Here is a 14819-nt window from a genome sequence, read left to right as displayed (position 1 = left end):
GGTTTAAAGGAAAGGTTAAAGGGAAAGGGAAAAGGTTAAAGGGAAAGATAAACGCCAAAAGATTATGCTCGTTTTTTGTCATATTCTAAAGGCAGTTGTGGTGAACTGAGATCTCAAATTTATATCGCAGTCAAAATAGGCGAAATTGAAGCAGAGCAAGCTGATAAATGGTTGGCTGAGGCAAAAGAGATTTCGTGTATGCTTACTGGGTTAATGAAATCAATAGAGTCTTGGTAGAATTTTTTAACTTTTTTCCTTGAATCTTTAGCCTTAAAGTCTGGCCCTTAACTTCATATTCGCTTTTGTGTAAAGAGGTTAAGGGCGCATGATTTAGGCTTTATGCAATCCCTCGCTCAAGCATCATTTCATTAAACGCAAAACCATCTTGCCTTGAGGCATTAGCCACGTACGGTGCGTATACGTCAAACAGCAAGCGTGTATCGCTATGGCCCAGCATGTGCGAAATGTACAGCGGGTTTTCATGTGCAGCAATATGCAGTACAGCAGCAGTATGGCGTGTTTCGTAAGGGCGGCGGCGTGCAAGCCCCGCTTTAGTAAGTGTGGGGTACCACAGTTGAGTACTTACAAAGTGGGTATCTAACGGCTTGCCTTTATGTGTAAACACAAACTCACTGGTTGCTTGTTTTTGTAAGCGCTTAAACAATGTAAATAACGTATCGCACATTTTTAAATCGCGGCGCGATTTAGGTGTTTTTACATCACCTAATTCACCATTTACCCAATTGTGACGAATACGAATAAGCCGATGATTAAAATCGATATCTTCCCAGCGAAGGCCATGTATTTCACAGCTTCGCATACCGGTCCAAAAGCGCACCGTAAAATAATCGCGCCATTGAGTAGGCGTACATTCTAAAAAGCGTTGTACTTCATCTGCGGTTAGTGGCAGTGAATTAGCACGTTCCTCTTTTAGAGTTTTATAACGGCGTAATGGGTAAGGAAAGTCGTGCTCTTCGGCGGCTAAACTTAAAATAGCCACAAAGGGCCAAAGAATGCCATTAATACGCTTATTAGAAAGTTTACGAGCCCCTTTGGTATTGCACACCATTAAGCTTTCGCGAAAGTAGTCGACATTAGCCAGCGTGATCTCGTTGACTAACATATTACCAAACTCTGGAATGAGATAACGGTCGAGCGTATTACGCACCACGCTTTGATAACTGCTTTTCCATTTTGCTTTTTGACGATCAAACCACTCATTGGCGTAATCGTTAAAAAACGGATAAAGGCGATCGGGGTGCTTTTCGCGTTGCAGCGCTTCAAACTTAGCGACTTTTTTACTATCAGGAAAATAATCGCGGTACTGAAACGTACCTAAGTCAATTTCAGCATTGATTTTTTTAAGCGTAGCATTGGCTTTTTTTATATTAACAGGGGTTGCCATGAGCTTAGTGCCTTCACGAAAGCGCTGCCCGTAAATGTGTAAGTCAAATTGAATACGCCCATTGGGGCGAATGCGAATGTGAGCCATAAAGGCCTCCATCAGTTAATGGATCTATAAATAGATCTATCCCTCACCGATGGAATTCGTTAGAATTGGATCATCGGCTGGTGTGGTTAAACTCGGAGCAGCCGGTACGGGGGTAGGGAGGTTGCCGCCTCTTTACCCCAACTGCTTTCTTCAATTGTGCTAACACTATATAACAAGTATTAAAACGCACAACTGTTTAAAATTTCACTAATAAATATAACAGTAACTGTCTATTTGTCCAGTGCTTTTGGGTTTTAATATTCATCACATTCTTCCATAACACCTGCAAATAAATCCTTTTGTACTTCTTGCTTTATGCTCTGTGTATTTGTATCGCCTTGGTTTTGATATAGCTCCTCAAGTAACGCTAACACGTGAGATAGTTGGCTCTCATCTTTTTCAATTGGAATGGTACGATGTGGCAATTTGTTCTCAAGTGAAAAGTACACGCCTAATTTACGTTCGCCGTTTTCGTACTTAAGAATGTCGAGTCGCGTACTCTTGGCTTGTGTTAAGTCGCCGATATTGATGCCTAGTAAAGATTTTGGTGAAAAACTATATAGCGACTCGCTATTTTTTGTTTTGCTACACGTTTCAGTTACAGTGATTGGGTGTACAAAATCATAAGGTGGTGTAATAAATGCAATGGCGGCTTTATTATCGCTTAAATATAAGAGTGCATTATCCGCTTTTTTAATGGTTTTATATTCAGCTAAGCAGTGCCTAACTTCCGTTTTAAGTCCATAGAAGTTTACTACAACATGTTTTTCGTTAGTAAATTTAAGGGGCTTCTTTGCGAAAAACTCCTCAACGCCGGCCAATGAATAAGTGACTGAGGTTTCAGGCGTTTTAAAAGTGAGTAACTCGCCCTGCTGGGCGACTTCGATTTCATCGCTATCTGTAGCCTTACATAAATTATCAAGTTTACGGGTAATCTTCTCTGTCAAAACAATAGAAGTCGGTAATTTTAGGTTGTCAGGAAAGTGCACTACCTCAACATCGCCATCGCGTTGTATTTTACAATGTTGTTTATCTACGTTCATTTCAAAAAGTTCAAAAGGCATTGTTTCAGTTGACTCGTATATAACGCGCTCTACAGTGGCTTTAGAAACAGCTGAAGTTGGGCGCTGTCCACTTTCTTTAAGATAAGTTAAATGCGCTTGATATACATCAACACACTCACACCGACGCAGTGCGTTTTCGTTGCTTTTAGTGTCTTTATGAATTAATTCAATTGAGGTTGCACTAGAAGACAAAGTATGAATACTTAATTCAATATCTCCATTCTCACTAAAATAGTATGGGAGCTGCTTTGCAAAGCTGCCGTCAATAGAAAACTGTGTGTCTTTTACATGTGTAGAGGACGTATCAAGTATAAATGTACAATGTGAACATAAAGGAGGTTTACCCGTTATTAATGTAATGGAACCTTCTTTTTTACTTATTAATACGGTTGCTAGGCTGTCAGCATAGTGGGTATCAATATTCTCAGTTATGTTTTTTAATAGTGCTTTTTTGTTACTAGAAATAATGATTTTCATGGTTGTTCCTTATTGCATTGAAATAATTGAATAAAACTTTGTGTAAATTTGAGCCGCGAATTCAACCCCGAAGTGCACCACTCGCTAAATTAGGCCGCATTGCGTAATTCGTTAAACACAACGACAGGCTGTTTGTAACCTAGGCACTTTCTAGGTCTGGCGTTTAGCGCACGTTCTATATCGGCCACCTGCTTATCCGTTACCGTTCTTAAATCCGTGCCTTTGCGTATGTACTGGCGCAGTAAACCGTTGAAGTTTTCATTCAATCCGCGCTCCCATGAGGAATACGGATTCGCAAAATAAATATCAGTGTTGAGCTTATCTGCAACTAGCTCGTGGTCACAGAACTCGCTGCCATTATCAGCGGTTATCGTATGCACATGACGGCGATATCGCCACAGCATGCCTATCATGGCTCTGCTTACGTCTGCCGCGCTCTTTGCTGGCACTTTACGTATTAAATAAAGCTTGCTTTGGCGTTCAACTAGGCTGACTATGGCACCCGTTCCATGCTTACCCAGTACGGTATCAGCTTCCCAGTCACCGAACCGTCTTTTCTTGTCAACAATCGCTGGGCGGTGCTCAATGCCCACTCGGTTCGGGATAATGACACGCTTCGCACGACGACCTTTGCGATATCGTCGATGGCCTTGTCGTAAGTGCCTAAACAACTTGCCGCCACTCAATTTATCCCGTTGCACATAACCGTAAATCCATGCATGACTCACTGAAAGCCCAATAATCCGGCCCACGCCTGCAATTTGCTCGGGACTCCACTTTTGTTTTAATCCGAACTCAACAAAGGTGATGGTCAGCTTAGATAGACACGACTTTGCGGCTTGAACGCGCCTTTTGAGTGTCTTTGCCTGGGCGACTTCGGGTAGATAGTGATTTTCCCGGATCCTATTTCGTCTGATTTCTCGGCTAATGGTGCTATGACTGACTTTCAGGCGTTTGCCTATCTCACGATAACTAAAGCCCTCGCGTAAGTAGGCTTCTATCTGGTATCTTTGTCCTGCGATCAACTGCTTGTAACTCATGGTAAATGCTTCTGTTTGTTTGGCGACGATAGAGTACCACCAACAGGCAGTTGATCTCTTCTCACCGTTTAACCATGAGTGGTGCACTTATTATCTGAATTCGGGGCACATTAGGTGAAAGCGTTTTTTTAGGTGTTAAATAAATAGTCAATTGTGTTTTTCCTTTAGAATGTTTAGCTATTTGGATAACGTCGTTTTTTGAACAAACAACGTTTTAAGCAACATTATTTGTCGTTCGCTGTTGATTTTTCGATTAACAGAAAGAGTAAATGCAATACTCAACCAGCCCCAGTCGGTATGCCTAAACAAGGTGGTAAATGCGTGTGCATTTTTGCTGTTGCAGGCAAGCGAAATTTGTAATGACTGCTCATCATCAGAAAGCTCAACGAGAGGTAAGTTTTTCAGAGCTGTGCGCTGCTTTTTACTTATCGGTTTAATGTGATGCTTACTGCCATTACCCCAAATAAAATTGAGCGCATATAGGTCAAGCGCTTTACTATCGAGCATGGCTTTAAATATAAAACCGAGTAACGTGTGTGTACTGTTTTGAATTGATGTTTGCCACGCTAAACTTTGGTCAACTGTTAAGGACGTATGTTTCGTATGAATAGCTTTCCCAAATAGTGCTTCTCTAAGCTCACAATCGCGCAGCATTATTGTCTGATTGCGTTTTTGCCCCAGAGTTTTATTAGCGTACTCAGGGCTTAGGTTAAGTAATATGCGAGAAAGATCATTAGAGCCAGGTTTTAGGCCAAACAAATAACGCAGTTCACTGTGGGTGTATTCGCGTTGTGTATATAGTGAATGATCACGGCTAATAATAGGCAATAGCCAATCTATGTCATGCAAGTATGACCAGCGTGTAGTGCCATAATAAATATGGCCAATTTGTTTTCCCATTTCATCTAAAAAAGCGGCATCATTCACTTCGTGAACAGCTCGACCCTCAAACCAATAATCAAAGCGAGTAGCCACTGACGTACTCGATAGCACCTCTTGCTCAAGCGCTGTTTTTCCTCGTTGTTCATCAGGTGTATCATCTAAGCAGTGCAGAGTTTGCAGCATAAATAGATGCACGCCACTGTGGCGAAGGTGATGAAAATTAAGGTGTGTACCGAACAAGAATCGTAAAGCACGTGACACAGGCAATAAATAATAAAGTTGTCGTGAATGATACTTCTCACCTTCAAAGCCTAACAAAGGCTGCTCGCGCGGTGTGTTCTTTCTTATTTCAAATAGATATTTGAATAACGAGTGATACTGTTTAGGAAGTATAGTGTATACCTTGCGCGTGGTGCCGCTTTTAGTATTACCTTCAGGGGTATTGGTAACGGTTATCGTTATAAGGCCAGTACTTGGCTTAAATCGAATATCTTTACGGCGTAACCTTAGGACTTCACCACGGCGCAGCATCGCGTAAAAACCGAGCAAAGCAGCAAGCACACAGAATAAACTTCGAAAAGGGTGGTGAGTGCCATTGTCGATAAGCGTTTTAACCAGTAAATCGCATTCATCAACACCTAAACGTGCGGGGCTCACTGATGGTGGTATTAACGGACTATTGAAGAGAGACAAATCAAGCGTGTCTGTTTGTTCTTGGTGCTTTAAAAATCGTAAAAAGTTATAAAAGGTAACTTTTACTATACCGGAGTCTATTGAATCATAAACAGTCTCAGCCCACTTATTAATGGCTTCTTCGTTAATTGCATCAGCATAAGACAAAGGGAAGAGTTCAAGCTTACTTTTTAGCGAGGTATAATTTTTAATTGAACCTAAGGCAAGATTTGCTTTTTTAACGCCACCGTACACGATTAACTGTTTAGTATAATTAAACAGCAAACGCGGTAAAATATTAGCTGCATCCCATGAAGGAGGCTCTACAGAGCTCGGGTTTTCTGAATGCTTAAGTAATATTTCATGTGGCCAGCGTATTTTATTTTTTGAGTTTTTCAGTGAGTCAAACCACGTGGTATCCCAGTCGATAGCGAAAATATCAGCGGGTTTTATTGTGGACTGGCTGATGTCACGAGGTATACCGACGTGGCGTTCAGGATAGGCTAAATCCTTTATAAAAATAAACGGTAGTTTAAAGCGGATGTACCAGCTTATTTGAAAACGCCTTGGCCACTCACTTTGTTTAATCTCAGGTAAGCCTTCCTTTTCTAACCACTGAGTTAAGTGATTATATAGCCTAGTCACTGTTATCTTTTCAGGGGGTTGAGCATAATAATCATGCAATAGTCGGTAGCATATTATTGGAAGATGGTAATGCGTTACTTGTGGCTTATCAGTACCACATTCAAAGTGCGTTACAGCAAGCCGCGGGTTGTGTACTTCATCCGTGATTGAATCAGTGTTGTTCAAGATTGCACAAATATGGGCTAACGATAAAGGTGCGATTTCAAACCCTATCATTAGTGCAGTAAAGCATGGTGTTAATGGCGATCTTGTCGCAAAAAAATGTGCTTTAAACTGTTGGTAACGAGTAAAAACTTGCTGTGTATGCGCAGTACCCTTTGTAAGGTCATCAAAGTACTCGTGATCTGTATCTATTATCTTTTTTTCTAGTTCTTCAGGCAGTTGCCATTGGCATTCATTTCTTAAATAAAAAAGAACGCCCTCAAGTGCCTTTTGATAGACTCGTTGCTCTCCCGTTGGGATAGTCTTAATCTTTTTATTGATTATGCTTAGCTCTTTATGATCTAAACTAGGCGTTTGTGTATTCACCACGGGTAAATTATTTAATACCCATAAAATAGCCTCCTGCGTCGTACTGTATGGCCAAGCATGCACTAAGTAATCGTCTATTTTATTTGCTTGTTGCTTTAAGAATTGTTCAGACATAAATAAACTCCTTCAAACGAAGGCGCTGCGGAAGCATGTTTAAATAGTCCTTCATTAACGCAAAACGTCTTGGCGATAACCTGTCACTTCCGAGGCGCTCCCCTAGATTTTCATGGCCCATGAGACGATCAATATCGTTATCGAACAGCTTGCCTGAAAACATATGAGTATTAGCGCAATGACAATAAAAGTGACGCAATTGATAAGGCACTACACCAGGCCATAGTTGATGCATGAATAAGCGAAGCCCACGACATGTGAGAGCTATTGGCATATTTTCTCCATTACATGTATACCAAAGCTCATCTAATTCTGTATGTATGTTAAGTTGCGAGCGAATAACTGCTTTAAATGATAAGTACTGCTTAACCTCTAGCTGCAAGTAATCACAAAGTATCAGTTGTCTAAGGACGCCTTTGTCTTTAATGAAGGTTATATCACCACCTGAGTAATAACTGGATAAAATACTAATGCCATGTGTAGGCCTTGCACCGGCAAGAACAATAAACAGTAATGCAATACGGTAGGTTGCTTTATTGTAGTAATCGCGTAACGCAGCTTGACTGGCTGACGACGATTTTTTGCTCGGGCCCTTAACAGAAATACTCTTTTTGGCGTCTTCAACTAAGTTATGTAGCTTTTGGAAAAAATGGCTTACATCGTTATCATCTAGCGATCGACGGCTACCTATTAAAATAGCGGGAATACGCTTTTTATTAATGCCACTTTGTGTGGTATCAAGTTCAAACTGACTTATTTCACCCGGCTGCGATAAATAGTCAGCCTTTTTTGTGAGCTCCTTAATCAGGTTTAAAGAAAAATCTTTCAAGTAAAGCTCAAAATGTGAGTGAAATTTAGCATTCCTTGCTGCGTCAATAAGACGCGATAAGTATCGATTATGTGCTTCAAATAGTTTATAGCGGATACGGTCACTATTAAGTTGTTGGTAATACATTGCGCTAGTGTGATGTGCTTGTTGCGGCGCAATAATTTGCACTCTTACAATTGCACCTAATGTATTATCGTTCTGAGCGCATTTTATAAAGTAATTTTGCAGTTTGTCTTTACGTACACGAGGTTGGCTCCGTAATTTATGAGGTGTTTTCCAAGGCTTAGACATTAACTCGAACAAAGTTGTTTTGGCTTCTTGAGGGCCTTGTTGATCAAATACAGCTCTCTAACAAACTCACTTAACTTACTGATATTTAGGCAGACCAAGGGTGTTGATCTTATTTAGCGCCTTCACTTTGATCATCGCTTCAACCAGCTGGCGATTGTAATCACGCGCATTTAGCTTAGCCCCCATCAACTGTTTAAAACGGTACATCGCTGTTTCTGCTAATGAGCGCACATGATATCCACTGAGCTTTTTCCATTGTGCGATTCCTAACTTATTGCACAACATGACAGCCTCATTGCGTGGATGCTTATCAGTCCACAGCCGTGCATTCTCTCTCGGCGGGATAGCAGGTATCGCGCCTTTTTCAGTAATTTCTGCATAGCAGCGGCGGCTATCATAAGCACCATCAGCGCTCACTCTATCTATACGCCGGCGTAATGGTCTTATCAAATCTTGGAGGGTCTCGCCGTCGGTGACGTTACTGAGCGTCATTTGCGCCCCCACAATATCATGCGTGTTGGCATCCACCGCAAGGTGCAGTTTTCGCCACTTTTTTCTTGCCTTTACGTGGTGCTTCTGTGCATGCCATTCACCTTCGCCAAACACCTTAAGTCCTGTGCTATCAACTACAATATCTACAAATCCAGTGGTGCGGACTTTACTGCGAAATTTAATATTCAACTCAGCACTGCGCTTACACAGACAACTGTAGGTTGGGGCTTCAAGCGGAAGCTTCATCAAAGATAATACCGATTGTGTGAACCCTTGTAGTGCCCTGAACGACAAGCCAAAGACAGCTTTGAGTGTTAAGCAAGTTTCAATAGCAAGATCAGAGAAATGATTAGAGCGGCCACGCCCACCGTGAGTACATTCGTTATACCAATGACGCGTTGCTTTTTCGTCAAACCAGAAGCGAATATTACCGCGGTTAACGAGGGCTTGATTATAGTGAGACCAGTTTGTGATTTTGCTCATTGTTGTTGCACGGGCTAGTAGGATATAGATGATCTGATCACAGGCTGGCAAGATAGTTCAAACTTTTAGGAAACAACGCCCTTCTTGAGTTAAAAAAGGAATATTGTAAGTTTCTTCGCTAATAAACTTTTGAAAAAATGTATTAAGGTAAGTGGGCATGGGTTGCCATAGATAAACAGTACGGTTTTTGTATTTACAGGGTCTCGCATACTCAGCCCACGATACAGTGCCATCATAAAAAGTGCGAAAGGTATGCTCATGACACGAAGCTGCGCCGGAGATCTTAATAAAATCTGGAATATCGCTTGGTTTACCAATGAGTGACCAATCCTGTGTTAACCACATAAATAGTGCCACAGCGGTCATGGCTGGCCGATCTTTGGCGTCTACTTTGGCTAATTTACCTAACATAATAGCAAGCGTTGTGGCGTATGCCATTGCATCTGGATAACAGCCACCCGCATTGTTTAAACGATTACTTTTAGCTATGTGTGTAAACATACTCATATCGACTTCTCCATTATCGAAAAGTAGAAGGTGAGGTATTAGCTAAATTTGCCAATATCGTTTTTTTAGGAGCATGTATATCGTGCGCTTTAAAACAGTTAAGCCGGTGTTGAATATTGCTACTTAAGCTGTTTTTTAAATAAAGCGTTAATGCCGAGTTGTATAGCAATGTAGTGATAAGTACCTGCTCGATATCAGCTTGTTGATAAACGTGTAATTTTAAGTTTAATTTCGATTGAAGCGGGTGTGCTTTAAAGCGTTCAAGTATCCCATCAGGTGAAAGTGTGAGGTAACAATCATCATCAGTATCAGGCGTCACTGGCAGCGGACGTAAGTCTAATAACGTTTGTATAACCTCAATGGGTAATTCATCGATGCTCTTACTTTGCTTTAATTGCACAACATCATTTATTGTCAGTTCACTCATTAATGGGTGAGCTTTTAACTTTGCCTTATCAAGCTGAATAACTTTTTGCTTATATTTCATATGACTTACTCTTCTAAAATAACGTATTAATTTTTAAATTTATGATAATCCTTCCGCTTTTTTTCAGTGTTGATTATGTCCTACTATGTAGACCTACTTATTCGGATTTGGCTGAAAAACAAAAAGCAATCGTTTAAAAAGCGCTCTCATGTTCAAGGTCACCCAAAAAACTTATAGGAGTTAAGTTGTTACAGTTATCAACACAGCTGCATAATCATAAAGCTAACGTTTTGCCGCAGTGGCGATTTACTCCTACTATTTAGGCCTACTTATTTGAAGTAGGTAAAAAGCTTCTATTACCTAAAAGTCGGCATGCTTCACAAGTACAATTTTTGCTTCTTAGTAAGCTATAAAAGCTCTTAGTAATTAAGCCAGCGCTTTAGGTTTTTATTAATAAGTGAAAATAAAATCTTAAGAAAGCGTGGATGATTGAATGTGTGAAATACCTCACAAAAATACCGAAACCCAAAAATATTAACCTTAAAAACAAGTGGTTATTGAGATTTTGGGAAGGGTGATGGTATGTATTTACACTTCGCTTTATAAAAATTAAGCTTTTAGACCATTCACGCTTTTAGCTGTCATCAATATTTGAAAACTTTAAACAGGTTTTCTTAATAGTTCTAAAATTAGAGCACCCCTTTTTGTGCCCTCTAAACTTTGCGTGATTAAAAAGTAGCGTGCTTTAAATGTATAATTCATTTATTTTCAATGCGTTACAAGTCACCTTTCTTTTATTCGTTAAAAACGTTTTTTTCGCTTTTTTTATTATTTATAAGTTGACAATGTTATTTTAAGGAAATAAATGTGGTTTTTTGGGTACGGTTGGGAGTGGGAAAGCAATGAGGACTTATACTGATGCGCTGATTTATCATCATAAATAATGACTCAATGAAATCTTGGGCTATAAATTTAATACTGCGTAATGAATACGCATGCAGCACTTTATTTAAGTGGATGTATTTAAGAGAAATTCGGTTTGTGAGTACCAGCTCTTATTATAAGTATTAGGTTGCTCAAATTATTAACCTCATAGATCAATACCTGTTGTCAGTGTCCGCGCTTTTTCATCCTTCTTGTATGTTGCTACAAGTATGCAGATAGCCCCTATCATGGGTGAGAAATAACTCTCGTAAACCCCAATTTACGATAGCTATTATTATGTTAAGTAGGTGGTTAGGTTGCATTGGTCATGAAATAAACAGAAATATTGACTTGTATCTAGCGTCAATTAATTTGGCTGGTTTAAAGGTTCTCTCATTAGAACTCACACACATACAAAACTGGAAAAGTTAAACAATAGAAATTCTATAGATAGCCTCCATTAAAAATGGGGGGATTACCTCTGCATTCAGCGAATAATGATCTATCGCCTGTAGAGTTTGAGAATTATCAAATTAAAGTGTCCAGTTTTAGTTGACCAGAACAGTCTCGAAACTAATGGGTGCTTTAAAGGGAAAAATAGCGTTAAAGCTATTTAGCAAATATCCATACTTAAGGAAAAACAAGTTATGGGGAAACCATTTTTGGCAGAGAGGGTACTTCGTAGATACAGTAGGGATAAATGAAGAAATAATAAGACGGTATGTCAGGCACCAAGAAAAGGAAGAGGTGCAAGAGCAGGCGCAGTTAACACTGCAGTAAACAACGCCCCCTTCTAGGGGGCTAATGCAAAGCCACCTTCTTTAGAAGGTGGATCTTTTACTCATTTTTTCTCATCTGTAACACCCTAAAAGGAATTAATGCTTAGTAAAGTGAAATACTAAGCCATGATTTTGACAAGAATATAAGAAAAAAGGGGCCTGTACAACTTCAGTAAATCGCCGAAAACAGCCACTCTTTGATAAAAGGGGACCTCGAAAAACCTCCCTCACATCACCGGCTGTGTGATGGGAGCCTAGCTGGCTAGTTGGAGGGAGAATATGTTTCCTCTTCAGTTATATCGTCATCGGTTGAAGGCACCGCTTGCTCAACTTCTGCTTCTTTACCCTTAGCTTGAGCTGATTTTCGTGCTCGAATTTCGATATCAATAATGCGTCGAGCCAGTTTGATGATGCGCTGTTGCCATGCGTAGTTGCCATCAACACGTTGCTTGTTGCTAAGCACGCTAGATAACCAGAGTGTGTCCATTGAGATCATCAACGCATCGAGTTTGCGAACTAAGCCGACAAACTGGCCAACCTGGGGCGAACTTATTTTTGCGTTGAAGTTTATCGGGTCTGTGTAGTCAGGTACTTCATCGATGCCGTTGGACTCCATCAGTTTGTCCAAACGAGCTTGTTCGTTGTCTACCGCCTTAGCGCAATCCTCGATCAACTGGCTAATTATTTGTTCCACTTCATCAATTTCGTTCTCATCGCCAATGATGCGCAAAATGACATCGATTCCATAAAGCGCACTGACCGTCCGTCTAAAAACACGGTCAACGACACGTTGCGCCTGTAAGCTGTTAATTGTGAATGATTGTTCAAAGGTGGGTTTTGAGTAATTGGGTTTTGCTTGGGCCATAAGTTTGCTCCTGATATGACAATAATCAGTCCCTAGACTAATCCTCTGTGAGGTAATGGCCTTTCAGCTAGGTGGAAGAATTGAGCATCTTTCTAACTATCCTGTCTGGATAAGACGGTTACACTGACTATCAAATATTGCTGATCTGTTTCAGTGATATCTGCGCCTGAGAGCATGAGTTCAAAGGAAGCCCGCTGCTGAGTTTTCTCAGTGGTACTAAGAGGTAGCTAGCCTCCTTAAACAAATAGCCTGCATGTTTTTACATGCTCAACCATGCGTTCCTTGCGGTTCGCCTTTTCACCACCCAACTGGGGGAGTTTTCCCCAGTTGAGGGTGACTCCTTCACAACCTAATTAAGGAGTCACCAATGGAATATATCTTCGGATTTATTATCCAAATCGCAGGCATTATGTTGCTTGCAAAGCTGAGCTTGTCGCTTTTGCGATTGCTTGCTCGTCAAAGCGTGCGACCGTATCGATTTGTACTTATTCAAATCAAGCGTTCGCTCACACCAACACCAAAACGTCGTCCAATGGCAGTGCCTAAAGCTCCTGGTATGCCCCGTTTGACATCTGCGTTTTACAAAGAGCCACATCAGTACGATATGGCTTTACTCGAAATACCAACCTATCTGCGCCGTCAGCCTTCTTTGCCCAGCCGGGCAGAAACGACTGTGTGCACAGAGTTCAACTAAGACGAGGAGAACATCATGAAAAACCAAGTAACACTCATAGGCTACGTTGGCTCTGAGCCAGAGACACGAGCCTATCCATCAGGTGATTTAGTGACCAGTATTTCACTGGCCACTTTTGAGAAATGGCGCGACCGTCAATCCAATGAGCTCAAAGAGCATACGGAATGGCATCGGGTCGTTTTTCGAGATCGTGGTGGATTTAAGTTAGGGCTAAGAACAAAAGATTTAATCCAAAAAGGAGCGAAGCTATTTGTTCAAGGGCCTCAGCGCACGCGCTCATGGGAGAAAGATGGCATTAAGCATCGATTGACCGAAGTGGACGCGGACGAGTTTCTGCTTCTTGATAGTGTGAACAAAGCATCTGAGCCATCAGCGGCGGATGATGCGGGCTCCCAAGCTAATTGGGCACAAACTTATCCTGAACCAGATTTTTAACCGAGCAAGAACGCTTTAACCCAGTCGGGAGTACTTTCCCGTCAGGGGCAGACTCCCACTTTGATTGTCGGAGTCCATAATGGAAAAACCAAAGCTAATCCAACGCTTTGCTGAGCGCTTTAGTGTCGATCCAAACAAGTTGTTCGATACCCTAAAAGCAACAGCATTTAAGCAACGTGACGGTAGTGCACCGACCAATGAGCAGATGATGGCGCTCTTGGTGGTTGCAGATCAGTACGGCTTGAACCCTTTCACCAAAGAGATTTTTGCATTCCCTGATAAACAAGCTGGGATTATTCCAGTGGTAGGTGTCGATGGCTGGTCTCGCATCATCAATCAACACGACCAGTTTGATGGCATGGAGTTTAAGACTTCAGAAAACAAAGTCTCACTGGATGGCGCGAAAGAATGCCCGGAATGGATGGAATGCATCATCTACCGGCGCGACCGTTCGCACCCAGTCAAAATCACTGAGTATCTGGATGAAGTCTATCGACCGCCTTTTGAAGGTAACGGCAAAAATGGCCCTTATCGTGTAGATGGTCCATGGCAGACGCACACTAAGCGAATGCTAAGACATAAATCCATGATCCAGTGTTCTCGCATTGCGTTTGGCTTTGTGGGAATTTTCGATCAAGACGAAGCGGAGCGAATTATCGAAGGCCAAGCAACACATGTTGTTGAGCCATCTGTGATTCCACCCGAGCAAGTTGATGATCGAACCCGAGGGCTTGTTTACAAGCTTATCGAGCGGGCGGAAGCTTCAAACGCTTGGAATAGTGCATTGGAATATGCCAATGAACATTTTCAAGGTGTTGAACTGACGTTTGCGAAACAAGAAATATTTAATGCACAGCAACAAGCAGCGAAAGCGCTCACACAGCCTTTAGCTTCTTAGCGCCACGCATTTAGTTTACTAACCCTGGCGGGATTATTCTCCCGTCAGGGGGAAGGTCTCGTCTTTTTTTGGAGATCTTCCATGACTAAATCAGCCTCACTTTTTCGCTTGGTATTGGTTGTTGCCCTTGTCTTAGGTTCGATTCAAGCCGGTAAAGCGGCAATTGATTTGGTTCAAGCAAGTGTTGTTCAGCACCAAACAGCGTTAGCACAAGCTGCAAAGTAACCACTTAACCCTGAAGGGGAGTTCTCTCCTTCGGGGGAGTCTCCCCACAAAGG

At 41.5% G+C, this 14819-nt stretch carries 13 protein-coding genes and 2 pseudogenes; 6 read left to right on the top strand and 9 right to left on the bottom strand.

Annotation, left to right across the window (positions count from 1 at the left end):
- Positions 1-66: 66 nt before the first annotated feature.
- Positions 67-237: pseudogene (locus J8Z25_RS15480) on the top strand (four helix bundle protein); the annotation flags it as partial.
- A gap of 100 nt (positions 238-337) precedes the next feature.
- On the opposite strand, the gene J8Z25_RS15475 reads toward J8Z25_RS15480, so the two are convergent.
- From J8Z25_RS15475 to J8Z25_RS15440, 8 genes are all read right to left on the bottom strand, one after another.
- Positions 338-1492 carry an Arm DNA-binding domain-containing protein gene (locus J8Z25_RS15475; RefSeq protein WP_250661371.1) on the bottom strand — a complete coding sequence of 385 codons (1155 nt, stop codon included), beginning with the start codon at positions 1490-1492 and terminating at the stop codon, positions 338-340.
- A gap of 254 nt (positions 1493-1746) precedes the next feature.
- Complete coding sequence (locus tag J8Z25_RS15470) at positions 1747-3033, bottom strand: hypothetical protein (RefSeq protein ID WP_250661370.1); 1287 nt, start codon at positions 3031-3033, stop codon at positions 1747-1749.
- Positions 3034-3122: 89 nt separating this feature from the next.
- Positions 3123-4073, bottom strand: a complete 951-nt coding sequence (locus J8Z25_RS15465; RefSeq protein WP_063528617.1) for an IS30 family transposase — start codon at positions 4071-4073, stop codon at positions 3123-3125.
- 177 nt (positions 4074-4250) lie between these two features.
- The gene (locus J8Z25_RS15460) at positions 4251-6917 is read right to left on the bottom strand and encodes a site-specific integrase (RefSeq protein WP_250661369.1); all 2667 of its coding nucleotides are present in this window, start codon (positions 6915-6917) and stop codon (positions 4251-4253) included.
- Positions 6910-8037 carry a hypothetical protein gene (locus tag J8Z25_RS15455; RefSeq protein ID WP_250661368.1) on the bottom strand — a complete coding sequence of 376 codons (1128 nt, stop codon included), beginning with the start codon at positions 8035-8037 and terminating at the stop codon, positions 6910-6912. Before J8Z25_RS15455 ends, J8Z25_RS15460 begins: the two co-directional genes overlap by 8 nt.
- Positions 8038-8112: 75 nt before the next feature.
- Complete coding sequence (locus J8Z25_RS15450; protein ID WP_250661049.1) at positions 8113-9012, bottom strand: IS5 family transposase; 900 nt, start codon at positions 9010-9012, stop codon at positions 8113-8115.
- Between the two features lie 57 nt (positions 9013-9069).
- Positions 9070-9519, bottom strand: coding sequence for a hypothetical protein (locus J8Z25_RS15445; protein ID WP_250661367.1), 450 nt, complete (start codon positions 9517-9519; stop codon positions 9070-9072).
- A 13-nt stretch (positions 9520-9532) separates the two neighbouring features.
- Positions 9533-10006, bottom strand: coding sequence for a hypothetical protein (locus J8Z25_RS15440; RefSeq protein WP_250661366.1), 474 nt, complete (start codon positions 10004-10006; stop codon positions 9533-9535).
- Positions 10007-11431: 1425 nt separating this feature from the next.
- On the opposite strand from J8Z25_RS15440, the pseudogene tnpA reads away from it, so the two are divergent.
- Positions 11432-11650 (top strand): annotated as a pseudogene (gene tnpA, locus J8Z25_RS15435) (IS200/IS605 family transposase); the annotation flags it as partial.
- A gap of 261 nt (positions 11651-11911) precedes the next feature.
- Here tnpA and J8Z25_RS15430 read toward each other — a convergent pair.
- On the bottom strand, positions 11912-12514 hold the full coding sequence (locus J8Z25_RS15430; protein ID WP_250661365.1) for a hypothetical protein: 603 nt from the start codon (positions 12512-12514) through the stop codon (positions 11912-11914).
- A 367-nt stretch (positions 12515-12881) separates the two neighbouring features.
- On the opposite strand from J8Z25_RS15430, the gene J8Z25_RS15425 reads away from it, so the two are divergent.
- The 4 genes from J8Z25_RS15425 (at position 12882) to J8Z25_RS15410 (ending at position 14766) form a co-directional block, all read left to right on the top strand.
- Complete coding sequence (locus J8Z25_RS15425; protein ID WP_250661364.1) at positions 12882-13208, top strand: plasmid-related protein; 327 nt, start codon at positions 12882-12884, stop codon at positions 13206-13208.
- Positions 13209-13223: 15 nt separating this feature from the next.
- Entirely contained in the window at positions 13224-13643 is a 420-nt protein-coding gene (locus J8Z25_RS15420) for a single-stranded DNA-binding protein (protein ID WP_250661363.1), read from the top strand.
- A gap of 79 nt (positions 13644-13722) precedes the next feature.
- On the top strand, positions 13723-14541 hold the full coding sequence (gene bet / locus J8Z25_RS15415) for a phage recombination protein Bet (RefSeq protein ID WP_000414662.1): 819 nt from the start codon (positions 13723-13725) through the stop codon (positions 14539-14541).
- Positions 14542-14622: 81 nt separating this feature from the next.
- Complete coding sequence (locus J8Z25_RS15410; RefSeq protein WP_250661362.1) at positions 14623-14766, top strand: hypothetical protein; 144 nt, start codon at positions 14623-14625, stop codon at positions 14764-14766.
- The last annotated feature ends 53 nt before the right edge of the window (positions 14767-14819 follow it).

This window comes from Pseudoalteromonas sp. SCSIO 43101 (assembly GCF_023650775.1).
Classification (GTDB): Bacteria; Pseudomonadota; Gammaproteobacteria; order Enterobacterales; family Alteromonadaceae; genus Pseudoalteromonas; species Pseudoalteromonas apostichopi.
The sequence above is the reverse complement of the archived record's forward strand: the minus strand, read 5'-3'. Positions and strand labels throughout refer to the sequence as shown.

Bases quoted from the DNA above. Each gene is read 5' to 3' on its own strand.
- J8Z25_RS15410 (WP_250661362.1), top strand. From the start codon at position 14,623: ATGACTAAATCAGCCTCACTTTTTCGCTTGGTATTGGTTGTTGCCCTT.
- bet (WP_000414662.1), top strand. From the start codon at position 13,723: ATGGAAAAACCAAAGCTAATCCAACGCTTTGCTGAGCGCTTTAGTGTC.
- J8Z25_RS15440 (WP_250661366.1), bottom strand. From the start codon at position 10,006: ATGAAATATAAGCAAAAAGTTATTCAGCTTGATAAGGCAAAGTTAAAA.
- J8Z25_RS15430 (WP_250661365.1), bottom strand. From the start codon at position 12,514: ATGGCCCAAGCAAAACCCAATTACTCAAAACCCACCTTTGAACAATCA.
- J8Z25_RS15450 (WP_250661049.1), bottom strand. From the start codon at position 9,012: ATGAGCAAAATCACAAACTGGTCTCACTATAATCAAGCCCTCGTTAAC.
- J8Z25_RS15455 (WP_250661368.1), bottom strand. From the start codon at position 8,037: ATGTCTAAGCCTTGGAAAACACCTCATAAATTACGGAGCCAACCTCGT.
- J8Z25_RS15445 (WP_250661367.1), bottom strand. From the start codon at position 9,519: ATGAGTATGTTTACACACATAGCTAAAAGTAATCGTTTAAACAATGCG.
- J8Z25_RS15420 (WP_250661363.1), top strand. From the start codon at position 13,224: ATGAAAAACCAAGTAACACTCATAGGCTACGTTGGCTCTGAGCCAGAG.
- J8Z25_RS15425 (WP_250661364.1), top strand. From the start codon at position 12,882: ATGGAATATATCTTCGGATTTATTATCCAAATCGCAGGCATTATGTTG.
- J8Z25_RS15470 (WP_250661370.1), bottom strand. From the start codon at position 3,033: ATGAAAATCATTATTTCTAGTAACAAAAAAGCACTATTAAAAAACATA.
- J8Z25_RS15475 (WP_250661371.1), bottom strand. From the start codon at position 1,492: ATGGCTCACATTCGCATTCGCCCCAATGGGCGTATTCAATTTGACTTA.
- J8Z25_RS15460 (WP_250661369.1), bottom strand. From the start codon at position 6,917: ATGTCTGAACAATTCTTAAAGCAACAAGCAAATAAAATAGACGATTAC.
- J8Z25_RS15465 (WP_063528617.1), bottom strand. From the start codon at position 4,073: ATGAGTTACAAGCAGTTGATCGCAGGACAAAGATACCAGATAGAAGCC.